The sequence below is a fragment of the Microbacterium hatanonis genome, assembly GCF_008017415.1.
Taxonomy (GTDB): Bacteria; Actinomycetota; Actinomycetes; order Actinomycetales; family Microbacteriaceae; genus Microbacterium; species Microbacterium hatanonis.
In genome coordinates this window covers 62658-75135 of sequence record NZ_VRSV01000002.1, presented here as the reverse complement: position 1 = coordinate 75135, position 12478 = coordinate 62658, and the positions used below count along the sequence as shown (strand labels likewise).

Genomic DNA, 12478 nt, shown 5'->3' with positions numbered 1-12478 from the left:
CCGATGACCATGACACCCGAGCAGGCCGCGTGGTTCGAGAGCACGTTCACGAGGCTCGTCGACAACGTCGACCACGCCCTGATGGGAAAGCGCGACGTCGTCGGTCTGGTGCTGGCCTCGATGCTCGCCGAGGGTCACGTGCTGCTGGAAGACGCTCCGGGCACCGGCAAGACGAGCCTCGCCAAGGCGCTCGCGGCGACGGTGCAGGGAACGAGCCAGCGCATCCAGTTCACCCCCGACCTGCTGCCCTCCGACGTCACCGGCGTCACGATCTACGACCAGGGCACGCATAAGTTCGAGTTCCACAAGGGCCCGATCTTCGCCTCGATCGTGCTCGCCGACGAGATCAACCGCGCCTCGCCCAAGACGCAGTCGGCTCTCCTCGAGGTGATGGAGGAGTCGCGCGTGACGGTCGACGGCGTCACCCACGAGGTCGGCCGGCCGTTCCTCGTCATCGCGACGCAGAACCCGATCGAGCAGGCGGGCACCTACAAGCTGCCCGAGGCGCAGCTCGACCGCTTCCTCATCAAGACCTCCATCGGCTACCCCGACCTCGACGTCACCGAGCGCATCCTCGCCGGCGCCGCCGATCGCAACCCCTCCGCCGCACTGACGCCGATCATCACGACCAACGCCGTGGGCGACATGGCCGACCTCGCCGCCTCCGTCCACGTCGAGCCCGCCGTGCTGCGCTACACCGCGCAGCTCGCCGAGGCCACCCGCACCGATCCGGCCACACGGGTCGGCGTCTCGGTGCGCGGTGCGATCGCGATGATCCGTCTCGCGAAGGTGTGGGCCGCGGCATCCGGTCGTCACTACGTCATCCCCGACGACGTGAAGCTGCTCGTCGAGCCGGCCTGGACTCACCGCCTCGTGCTCGACCCCGAGGCCGAGTTCGCCGGCACGACCGCCGACACCGTCATCTCGCGCGTGCTGGAGGCGGTCGCAGCTCCCCAGGCGAGGTCTGCCGCCGCATGACGACGGAGTCGCTCGGGTCGACCGTCCCCGCCGGGACGACCCGCACGGCCCTGCGGGAGGTCGCGGCTCCGCTCGCCGCGCGCGCCCTGCGCCGCGCCCGCGGCATCCTGCGCGTCGCCCGCCCGCTCGCGTGGGTGCTGCTGGCGACGGCGGTCGTGCTGTTCGTCGCCGGCCGGATCCTCGGGTGGCAGGAACTGGTCATCGCGGCGGTCGTCGTCACGACCGTGCTCGTGCTGTGCACGTTCTTCCTCATCGGCCGCACCGATTACGACGTCGGTCTCGACCTGAACCGCACGCGCGTGGTCGTGGGTGAACGTGCGGTCGGTGCGTTGTCGCTCGCCAACACGGGCACGCGAGCGATCCTGCCCTCGCGCATCGTGCTCCCGGTCGGCGCCGGCCGCGGCGAGTTCGCCGTGCGGCGCCTCGCGCCCGGCGACGAGGCGGAGGAGCTCTTCGCCATCCCCACGCAGCGCCGCGCGGTGCTGAAGGTCGGGCCCGTGAGCGTGGTGCGCGGTGACCCTCTCGGGCTGTTCGAGCGCGTCCAGCGACGCGACGAGCCCGTCGACCTCTTCGTCCATCCGAAGACCGTGCTCTTCGACGGCCAGTCGCTCGGCTTCCTCCGCGACCTCGAGGGCATGCCCGCGACCGACCTGTCCCGCGACGACGTGTCGTTCCACGCCCTCCGCCAGTACGAGCCGGGCGACGACCGCCGTCACGTGCACTGGAAGTCGACCGCTCGCACCGGCGACCTCATGGTGCGCCAGTACGAAGAGACGCGTCGATCGCACTTCGTCATCGGGCTGTCGAGGCACCCGTCCGACTACCGCGACCCCGAGGAGTTCGAGCTCGCCGTCTCGGCGGCCGGTTCGCTGGGCCTGCGCGCACTTCGCGATTCGCAGCGCGTCGACGTGCGATCGCAGGGCGGCGCGATCGCGGCCGAGAGCGGCAAGCGCTTCCTCGACTCGCTGTCGGGCCTGGTCTATTCGCGCCCGCGAGAGGGCGACCTGGTGGGCCTCGCCGGGCTCATCGCCTCCACCCTGCCGCTGGCGAGCATCGTCGTGCTGGTGTGCGGGAGCACCGTGGATGCGGCGCGCCTGCGCGTCGCGTGCAGCCGCCTCCCCTTCGGGGCCCGGGTTCTCGCCGTGGTCGCCGAGACCGGCGCGTCGCCCTCCCTCCGGCGGATCGCCGAGGCCGACGTCGTGACGGTCGGAACCCTCGACCAGCTGCCCGTCGCCCTGCGGAAGGTTCTCGGATGAGCGCCGCGCTGCCCGCCCGTCGCTGGGCGCTCGACCTCGCCGCGACCGCGGCGCTGCTCGCGGTGCCGATCATCGGGTTCGCTCCGACGTTCGACAGCCCGGTGTACCTCGTGGCCGCGATCGGCGGTGCCCTGCTGGGGCTGGCGGTCGCCGCCGTCGGGGCGTGGCGTCGGTTCGGAGTGCTGCTGATGGCCGCGCTCACGATAGGCGTGTACTTCGTCTTCGGCGCCGCCCTCGCGCTGCCGCACACCGCGATCCTCGGAGTGATCCCCTCGATCGACACGCTCGCCCAGCTGGGCGCGGGCGTCGTCACGTCGTGGAAGGCCCTGCTGACGACGGTCGCGCCGGTCGCCGCATCCGACGGTCACCTGCTCGTGCCGTACCTCATGTCGCTCGTGGCCGGTGTGCTGACGGCGAGCCTCGCGCTGCGCGCCCGCCCACCGGCATGGGCGCTGATCCCGGCGGCCGCGTTCCTCGCCGCGCAGATCGCGCTCGGCACCGCGCAGCCCGCCGCGCCACTGGTGCAGGGCCTCGTCTTCGCGATCGTCGCGATCGCCTGGCTCGCCGTACGACAGGCCTGGCAGCCCGCGCGTGCCGCGATCTCGATCGGTGAGGAGGGCGAGCCGGCGTCGTCGGGCGTGGGCACCCGCCGGCTCGTCGCGGGCGCGGTCGTGCTGGCCGTCGCCGCCTCGGCCGGTGTCGCCACGAGTGCGCTCGCGGCAGCGAACGAACCCCGTTACGTGCTGCGCGACGTGGTCATCCCGCCCTTCGACATCCGCCAGTACCCGAGCCCTCTGCAGTCGTTCCGCGCGTACGTGCGCGATTTCCCCGATGAACCGCTCTTCAGCGCCACCGGACTCCCCGAGGACGCCCGCATCCGTCTGGCCACCATGGACGCCTACGACGGAACCGTGCTGAACGTCGCCGACGACAGCGGCGCCGGCTCGTCGAGCGCCTTCTCGCCGGTACGGGGCAACATGTCGCCCGAGGCGACGGGTACGCCCGTGACGATCCATGTCGAGGTCGACGCTCTCGACACCGTCTGGCTGCCCGATGCCGGGCAGATGACATCGGTGACCTTCGAGGGCGACCGCGCGGAAGACCTGCGCCGCAGCGCGTACTACAACGACGCCACCGGCACGGCGGTCGTGACGGCCGGGGTGCAGCGCGGCGTCGCCTACACCTTCGACGCGCTGCTGCCGCAGACGCCGAGCGACGAGCAGCTCGCCGACGCCGATTTCGCGCCGGTGCGCATGCCCGATCAGGACGACGTGCCCACCGAGTTCGCCGAGATCGCGTCCGACATGGTCGCCGACGCGACGACGCCGATCGAACAGGCCCGGGCCCTGCAGCAGAGCCTCTCTCAGGACGGATTCTTCAGCCACGGCCTCGAAGGGCAGGTGCTCTCCCGCGCCGGACACGGCGCCGAGCGCATCACCACGCTCCTGGGCGGCCAGCAGATGATCGGCGACGACGAGCAGTACGCCGTCGCGATGGCGCTCCTCGCGGGCCAGCTGGGGATGCCGGCCCGCGTCGTCATGGGCTTCTACCCCGACGAGGATCAGACCGGACCGGTCTTCACCGCGACCGGCGACACCCTGCACGCATGGGTGGAGATCGCCTTCGACGGTTTCGGCTGGGTTCCGTTCGACCCCACCCCGCCTGAAGACCAGGTGCCGAACGACCAGACGACCAAACCTCGGGCCGATCCGAAGCCGCAGGTGCTGCAGCCGCCGCCGCCCGAGCAGCAGCCCGTCGACCTGCCCCCGACGGTGCCGGATGAGCGCGGCTCGGAAGACGAAGAGAACAACATCGCGAGCATCATCGGGTTCATCCTGCTGATCATCCTGATCGTGCTCATCGTCGTCGCCCTCCTGCTCGCTCCCTTCGTCGTCATCGGCGGACTGAAGAGGGCCCGCCGCCACCAGCGCCTGACCGCCGACCGGTCGGCCGACCGCATCAGCGGCGGATGGGACGAGCTGCTCGATCGGTCATCCGACTTCGGCACCCCGGTGCGCCCGGGAGGGACCCGCACCGAGGACGCGGTCGTGGTGGGCACCGCCTTCGCCGCGCCCCAGGTGAGCACCCTCGCGCGCCGCGCCGACGCCGACGTGTTCGGCCCCCGCGACCCCTCGCCCGAAGACGTCGAGGAGTTCTGGCGCGAGGTCGACGGCATCGTGGGCGACATGCGTCAGCGTGCCGGATTCTGGCGACGCCTCCGCGCTCTGCTCGACGTGCGCTCGCTCCTCGCCGGCACGCGGTTCGCCCTGCCGGAGCCACGTCGTCGTCGTGCGCCCCGGAGTGAGGCGGATGCTGCGTCCGAGCCCGTCGACGGTGAGGCGGCCGCTGCCGACCCCGCCGACTCCGCGACCGACGGAGCACGTTCGTGACCGCCGGGCCGGTGACACTGGCCTGGGGTGCGGCGACCGACGTCGGACTCCGTCGATCGCTCAACGAAGACAGCCACCTCGCCGCCCCGCCCCTCTTCCTCGTCGCCGACGGCATGGGCGGGCACCAGGCGGGCGAAGTGGCCAGTGCCACCGTGATCGAGGAGTTCGCGCGCCTGGTGGGTCGCCCGAGCCTCACCGTCGACGACGTGCAGTCGAGTGTCGCGGAGGCGCGCCGCCGCGTCGACGCGCTTCCCGAGGGCGGGGGCGCGGGTGCCGGCACGACCCTCGCCGGCGTGGTCGTCGCCGATATCGACGGCGACGGGTACTGGTTGGCGGTGAACCTCGGCGACTCGCGCACCTACCGGTTGAGCGAGGGCGTGCTCGAGCAGGTGAGCGTCGACCACTCGGTCGTGCAGGAACTCGTCGACGCCGGCGAGCTCGACGCGGCTGCGGCCGCGGTCGATTCGCGGCGCAACGTCATCACTCGTGCGCTGGGGGCCGGCAGCGACAGCGAGCCCGACTACTGGCTTCTCCCCGCCGAGGAGGGCGACCGCCTCCTCATCTGCTCCGACGGCCTGCCGACCGAGCTCGACGACGCGCGCATCGACCACATCCTCCGCTCCGAGCAGCATCCCCAGACCGCAGCCGATCGCCTCGTACGCGAGGCCGTGGCCGCGGGCGGCCGCGACAACGTGACGGTGCTCGTGGTCGACGCGCTCGATGTGCGGGCCCGCGAGCGCCGCGACGGAACGGCGACCATCCCCGTCGCGGAGTTCGGCGAGGATGGGGAGGAAGACACCCTGCCCCGGGTGCGAACGCGTGACGAGGGAGAACGCCCATGACCGAGGTCCGTTACGCGCCAGGCACGCTCCGCGTCGTCGTCGCCGGTCGCGGTGTCGCCGTTCTCGGCGAGGGGACGACGGATGCGGCGACCCTCGCCATCCGCGACCGGCTCGCCGCCGGCGAGGGATTCGGCGCCGTGGTCGACGTGCTGGCCGCCGGTGGAACGCTCTCGGCGCTCCCCGCGTTCGTCGTGGTCGTCGACGAGGACGACGTCTGGCGCGTGAGCGCGCGAGGCGACCTCTCGGCCTCCGTCACGACGTCTTCGGGAACCGAGATCGTCGACGGCACGACGGCCTCGACCTGGTCGGAGCGCAGCATCCGCGAGGTCTCCCGCCTCGAGATCGGCGATGCGGGCGCGACGGTCTTCCCGGTCGGCGACGGCGTCGTGCTGGCGTCGGCCGTCGTGGTCTCGGCTCGCGCGTTCGACAGGGAGAGGCCGGTCGTCGCACCCGAGCACTCCGCGCCCGCTGATTCGTACCGACCCGTCGAGCCCGTGCAGCCCCACAGCATCGACGAGGTGCTGGACGTCGCGCACGAGCCGGCGGACGACGAGCCCGAGACGGAGCCCGAGTCCCCGGTTGCCGAGCCCGAGCTCCCGCCGGTCGCCCCCGCGCTCCCGGTCGCCGAGGAAGGCATGCTGATCGACTCGATCCCCCCGTTCATCCGGGGTGACGCGCTGCCGGTGCGACCTGCGCCCGTCGTGGCGAAGAAGCCCACCGCAAGCGCTCCCGCCGTGCCGGCCGCTCCCCTCGACGATGTCGAGGCGACGACCGTGATCGGGAGGGGCGATCGCGACGCCGTCGCCGAGCCCGCTCCCGCCCTCCCCGCCCACACGGACGCGCCGGCCCCCGGCGACCATGACGGTGAGACGCTCTCGCTCGAGGAGGCCCGCCGACTGCGTGCCGCGGGCGGGCTTCCCGTGCCGCCGCCGGCTCCCGCCATTCCTCCGGTGCCGCCGCCCCCGACCGGACCGATCGGGCGGCTGCGGCTGTCGACCGGACAGGTCGTGCTGCTGGACCGCACCGTGATCATCGGACGGCGGCCGAAGTCCGCTCGCGCGTCCGGCGCCGAGCTGCCCCATCTCATCGGCGTCGACAGCCCGCAGCAGGACATCTCCCGCAACCACGTCGAGGTGCGTGTGGAGGGCGACAGCATCCTGGCCACCGACCTGCAGACCACCAACGGCACGACCCTGCGCCGACAGGGGTCGGTGCCGACGCGCCTGCATCCCGGCGAGGCGACGATCCTCGTTCCGGGCGACGTCCTCGACCTCGGCGACGGCGTGACGGTGCTCGTCGAGGCGCTGTCGTGACGAGGACTCCGTCGTGAGCGGCCGCCGCGCACCCCAAGCGCCGCCCCGACTCGCCGGGTTCACCCCCGTCGAGCTCCTCGGCTCCGGCGGCTTCGCCGACGTCTTCCTCTACGAGCAGCAACTGCCCCGCCGCCGGGTCGCGGTGAAGGTGCTGCTGCCCGACCGGATGGCCACCGGGTCGATCGAGGAGTTCACGGCCGAGGCGAACGTCATGGCGATGCTCTCGACGCATCCCGCGATCGTCACGATCTACCAGGCCGGCGTCGCCGACGACGGACGCCCGTACCTCGTCATGGAGTACTGCCCGAAACCGAACCTGCAGGTGCGGTACCGGGCCGAGCTCTTCTCCGTCGCCGAGGCTCTGCGCATCGGCGTGCAGGTCGGCGCGGCGGTGGAGACCGCACATCGTGCCGGGGTGCTCCACCGCGACATCAAGCCCGCGAACATCCTCGTCACCGAGTACAACCGCCCCGCCCTCACCGACTTCGGCATCGCCTCGGCCGCCGGTGCCGGGGACGCGGGAGGTCTGTCGATCCCATGGTCGCCGCCGGAGGTCGTCGCCGAGAAACCGACGAGCGATGCGCGCTCCGACGTCTGGTCGCTGGGCGCCACCCTCTACAGCCTGCTCGTCGGCCGTTCGCCGTTCGAGCTCCCCGGGCAGCGGAACACCGGTGTCGAACTCATCACCCGCATCGAGTCGGCGCCCCTCGCGCCGATCGGCCGCTCGGACGTGCCGCCGTCTCTGCAGCGCGTGCTGCAGCGCGCGATGTCGAAATCGCCCGCCGACCGCTACCCGACGGCGCTCGAGTTCGCCCGGGCGCTGCAGAAGGTGCAGATCGAACTCGCGCACTCGGTGACCCCCATCGACATCCTCGACGACGGCACCCCGGCCGGCGTCGTCGACGACGCCGACGACGGGCTCACCCGCGTGCGCGGCGTAGTGAGCATCGACCCCGCGCCGGCGCCCGTCCCGCCCCCGTCCGCGCCCGAGCAGTGGGCGCCCGACGACGCCACCCGTCGCTCGCGTCGTGAGGCCGCGGCCCCGCAGCGCTCCGGCGACGGTGACGCCACCGTGGTGCGTGTGGCCGCGATCGATCCGGTGCCCGCCGGTCCGTCGCGCTTCGAGACGGTGCCGGCGCCGTCTTCCGCGCCGGCGCCGGCGCCCGCGGCACCGCCGTTGCCTCCGACGAGCGCGGCGGCCGCAGCATCCGCGCCTCCCGCGGCGCCCCGGTCGAAGCGCGGACTCTGGTTCGCACTCGGGGCCGCCGCGTTCGTGGTCGTCGTCGGGGCGATCCTCGCGCTGTCGCTGCCGGCGGTGCTGGGCGGCCCGGCCGAACCCACGCCCGAGGCCTCGCCCTCCGACAGGCCGATCGACGTGGTGCCCGTGGCGCCCGCCGCCCCCGAAGGGCTCGCCGGCTCCGCCGGTCCCGACGGCGTCACCTTCACGTGGACCAACACTGCCGCCGAGGAAGGTGACGAGTACCTCTGGGGGGTCGTTCCCCGTGACGGCTCCGACCCGGTGCTCGAGCGCACGGGCGAGACGAGCGTGACCGTCGCCGCCGACCCGACGGGGACGACCTGCATCCAGGTGCTGACGCGACGCGCCAACGGGCAGGCCTCCGCGCCCGCCACGGCCTGCGCGACCTGACGCGGGAGCGGTCCCACACGCCGGTTCGCGTCACTACACTGGCATTCGGCTTTCCCGGATACACAGTGACCTCCCACATCAGCGCTTCCTCTTCTCCTCGCACGCCCGTCCGACGCGACCTCCAGGGTCTGCGGGCGCTCGCCGTCGTCGCCGTGGTGCTCGCCCACCTGATCGGCTGGCCGCGCGGCGGGTTCGCGGGTGTCGACGTCTTCTTCGTGATCTCGGGGTTCCTGATCACCGGTCTGCTGCTGCGTGAGCTCGCGGCCACGGGGCGCATCTCGCTCCGCGACTTCTTCGCGCGTCGCATCCGCCGCATCCTGCCCGCAGCCGTGGTCGTGCTGGCCGCGGTCGTCGTCGTCGCCTTCGTCGTCTTCAACCGCACGCAGGCCGACCGCACGCTGTTCGACGCGCTCGCCGCCCTCGCCCTGGTGGCCAACTGGCGCTTCGCCGTCGAGGGCACCGACTACTTCCACGCGGCTGACGCGGTCTCTCCGCTCCAGCACTTCTGGACGCTGTCGGTGGAGGAGCAGTTCTACCTCGTCTGGCCGGCCCTGCTGCTTCTGCTCGTGCTCCTCCTGCCGGTCGCAGCGAGGCGGACGGGTGCGGCGCGTGCCGTTGTCGGGCTCGCCGCCGCAGCGATCGTCGTGGTGTCGGGCGGGTGGGCGATGGTGCAGACGGCGGGGGATCCCACTGTCGCCTACTTCTCGACGGCGACCCGCGCGTGGGAGCTGGCGGTCGGCGCGCTCCTGGCGGTCGCCGTGCCCGTACTCGGACGGATCCCCGCCGCCTTCCGCTGGGTGCTGGGATGGATCGGCGCGGCGGGGGTGGTGTGGTCGTTCCTGATCGTCGACCCCGACACGATGCCGTTCCCCGCGCCCTGGGCCGCGCTGCCGGTGGCCGCTGCCGTGCTGGTCATCGCGGGCGGCGTGGGCGGCGATCCTCGCCAGCGTCACCTCTTCCCTCTGACGAACCCGATCAGCGTGTTCGTCGGCGACGTCTCCTACTCGCTGTACCTCTGGCACTTCCCCGTCATCGTCTTCGCCGCGGTGCTCCTGCCCGCCGGTGCGGAGTCGACTCTCATCGTCGTGGCGACGGTCGTCGTGCTCGCGGTGAGCGGGTACTTCCTCGTCGAGCAGCCCCTGCACCGATCGCCGTGGTTGCGCGGGAAGGCGACGGATGCTGCTCCCACGCCGTCTGTTGTCGAGCCCGACGCCGCGCCCCCGGCCGTCGAGCCGGAGGCCGCGCCGGTCGCCGCGCGCCTGCCTTCGACGCGCCCCGAGGGGTGGACCCCGGGAACGCGGTACTACCCCGGCTCGCGTCCGCGACCGTCCGGCCCGCTCGCGATCGGGTCGGGCGCAGCGCCGGACAGCGCCCTCGAACCGGCGACCACCGCCGCGCCCCGACGCTCGCCGCAGACTGCGGTGCGCGCCGTCGCCGCCGCATCCGCCGAGCCCGCTCCGGCGACGCCGCCCGCCCGCTCCGCGTGGGCGCAGTGGCGCGCGCGTTTCCGGCCGCAGTTCGGTCTCGGGGCGGCGGGACTCGCGATCGGTGCGGGCGTGGTGGTGCTGATGACGATGGTGGCCTTCGGGTCGCCCACGATCGGCCCGCTCACCCCCGCACCCGGCGACGCTGTCGCGGCTCCGGCGGACGACCCCGTCGCGACCGTGCAGGCCGAGCTCGCCGCGGCGGTGTCGGCGACGCAGTGGCCGGCGCTGCAGCCCTCGCTCGACGAGGTGATGCAGCGTTCGTCGAGCGCGAACCCCGCGCGCGACTGCTTCTCGCCCGACAGCGGGATCGACCTCGGGCGCTGCACCTGGGGCGACGGCGGTGCGCCCCGGCACATGTATCTCGTGGGCGACTCGAGCGCGATGGCCTACGCGCCCGCGTTCAAGAAGCTGGCCGAGGAGAGCGGCGGCCAGTGGCGCGTCACGACGGTCGGCATGTACGGATGCCGCTTCACCGACGTGCTCGTGCAGAACGACGGCGCGGGCGTGATGGCCGCCTGCCCCCAGCGCAAGGCCGACGTGCGCGGCATGATCGCGGCCGATCCGGCCGACCTCGTGGTCGTCTCGAACGCCTACACGCTCGCCCACACGATCGACGGACGCAATCTTTCTGCCGGCGACCTCCTGCGTGCGTCGCAGGCGGAGGTCGCCGCGTACGGCGCGGCCGGGCGCATGGTGTATCTGGCGCCGCCGCCGAAGGGCGGTGATCTGTCGCGCTGCTATTCGCCGCTGTCGGCTCCTGCCAACTGCACCACGGCCGTCGACCCGACGTGGAACGCCATGCAGGCCGCGGCCGAGGCCGTCGCCGCAGAGACGGGCGATCACGCCATCGCGTCGCTCGACTTCAGCTGCGTCGACGGGGTGTGTCCGGCGTTCGCGGGCGGCATGCCGATCCGCTACGACGAATCGCACCTGACGGTCGCGTACGCCGAGCACATCGTGCCGGTCCTGCGCGCCGAGCTCACCGCCACCGGGCTGTTCTAGCCTGCGGGACCCCGTCGCGTCGACCACTCGGTGCGAAACGCTTCGGGATACCCCGAAGAACCGCTCCGGATGCCTCGGCGGCCCCCGCGCGGCTCGCGTCCTACCGTGGGGGTATGAGTTCGCAGACGACCGCGCCGCCGCCGCTCCCGGCCCCCGCCGCGGTTTCCCCCGCAGCATCCGCCCCCGCGGCGACCCGGCGTGACGACCCCGCCGTGCCGTCGACCGCCCGCCCGTTGCGCGTTGCGGGGGCCGCCGCGCAGCTCGCCGCCCTCGGCGTCGTCGGGCCGTTCGTCTTCATCGGCTTCTTCGCTGCGCTGGCGAGCGGGGTGGGTCTCGTCTTCGCCGCGGGTGTCGGCATCATCGTGCTCATCGCGCTGGCCTACGTGCTGTTCGCCGTCGCGTGGCTCGAGAACGCCCGGGTCGACGGCCTCTACGGCTTCGACCTCCCCCCGCTCTCGGCACGCAGACCGACGCAGCCGGGATTCGCGGGTGTGCTCGGCATGTTCTGGCGCCAGGCGATCGACCCCTCGGTCTGGCGAGCGATCGCGAACCTCGCCATCTCGACGATCCTCGGTGTCCTCGTGCTCGTGCTGGTCACGGTCGCGGCCACGGGAATCACCATCGCCTTCGCCCCGCTCTATGCCGACACGGTCTCGATGTACGGGCTCGAGGTTCCCGTCACCTGGGCGCCGCTGATCGGCCCGATCGTCGCGCTGATCTCGGCCGCGGCGATCATCGGCCTCGCCCTGCTGCACGGGGTGCTGTCGCGTCTGATCATGGTGCCCTCCCGCGAGACGCAGCTGGCCGCCGAGGCGCGAGAGGCCGGGGCCCAGCGCGCCGGCGCGATCCGCGCCTCCGAGGTCGAGCGCACGCGCATCGAGCGCGACCTCCACGACGGCGTGCAGCCCCGGCTCGTCTCCGTGGGGATGACACTGGGCCTCGCCCGGCAGAAGATCGACGAAGACCCGGCCGCGGCCAAGGCGCTCATCGAAGAAGCGCACACCTCGACGAAGGCCGCCATCACCGAACTCCGGCAGCTCGCGCGGGGCATCCACGCCTCGGTGCTCGACGACCGCGGGCTGGATGCTGCGCTTTCGGCGCTCGCCGCCCGATCGCACGTGCCCGTGCATCTCGACGTCCGCATCGACGGGCGGTGCGGACGCACCGCCGAGGCCGCCGCCTATTTCGCGATCGCGGAGTCGCTCACGAACGCGGCGAAGCACTCCCGGGCGACGGGTGTGCGGGTCGTCGTGCGCAGCCGCGATGACGGCAGCCTCTGGGCCCGCGTCGAGGACGACGGACTCGGCGGCGCGCGCATCCTGCCGGGCGGAGGCCTTGACGGCATCGCGAATCGCATCGCCGCCGCCGGCGGCACCTTCCGCCTCGACAGCCCGAACGGCGGCCCGACCGCCCTGGAGGTGAGCGTGCCGTGCGCATCGTGACCCCCACCTCGATGACCGAAGCCGACGCGACCGACGTGAGGACCGTGCGATGCGCATCTTGAGTACCCCCACGATGACTGAAGCCGACGCGACCGACGTGAGGACCGTGCGATGCGAATC

General features: G+C 72.8%; 8 protein-coding genes. All 8 read left to right on the top strand.

The features are described 5' to 3' along the window. Positions 1-3: 3 nt before the first annotated feature. The 8 genes from FVP77_RS10605 to FVP77_RS10570 all read left to right on the top strand — a co-directional run bounded on the left by FVP77_RS10605 (position 4) and on the right by FVP77_RS10570 (position 12358). Positions 4-978, top strand: a complete 975-nt coding sequence (locus FVP77_RS10605) for an AAA family ATPase (protein WP_147894600.1) — start codon at positions 4-6, stop codon at positions 976-978. Then, a complete protein-coding gene (locus tag FVP77_RS10600; protein WP_147894599.1) occupies positions 975-2234 on the top strand; it encodes a DUF58 domain-containing protein in 1260 nt (419 codons plus the stop codon). Before FVP77_RS10605 ends, FVP77_RS10600 begins: the two co-directional genes overlap by 4 nt. Then, positions 2231-4624: a transglutaminase TgpA family protein gene (locus FVP77_RS10595; protein WP_147894598.1), complete on the top strand. Its 2394-nt coding sequence runs from the start codon at positions 2231-2233 to the stop codon at positions 4622-4624. Before FVP77_RS10600 ends, FVP77_RS10595 begins: the two co-directional genes overlap by 4 nt. Then, entirely contained in the window at positions 4621-5466 is an 846-nt protein-coding gene (locus tag FVP77_RS10590; protein ID WP_147894597.1) for a PP2C family protein-serine/threonine phosphatase, read from the top strand. Before FVP77_RS10595 ends, FVP77_RS10590 begins: the two co-directional genes overlap by 4 nt. Then, positions 5463-6779: an FHA domain-containing protein gene (locus FVP77_RS10585; protein WP_147894596.1), complete on the top strand. Its 1317-nt coding sequence runs from the start codon at positions 5463-5465 to the stop codon at positions 6777-6779. The genes FVP77_RS10590 and FVP77_RS10585 overlap by 4 nt, the downstream gene beginning before the upstream one ends. Positions 6780-6792: 13 nt before the next feature. Further along, a complete protein-coding gene (locus FVP77_RS10580; protein ID WP_147894595.1) occupies positions 6793-8427 on the top strand; it encodes a serine/threonine-protein kinase in 1635 nt (544 codons plus the stop codon). Positions 8428-8492: 65 nt separating this feature from the next. Then, complete coding sequence (locus FVP77_RS10575) at positions 8493-10916, top strand: acyltransferase family protein (protein WP_246134078.1); 2424 nt, start codon at positions 8493-8495, stop codon at positions 10914-10916. A 113-nt stretch (positions 10917-11029) separates the two neighbouring features. Further along, a complete protein-coding gene (locus tag FVP77_RS10570; protein WP_147894594.1) occupies positions 11030-12358 on the top strand; it encodes a sensor histidine kinase in 1329 nt (442 codons plus the stop codon). The last annotated feature ends 120 nt before the right edge of the window (positions 12359-12478 follow it).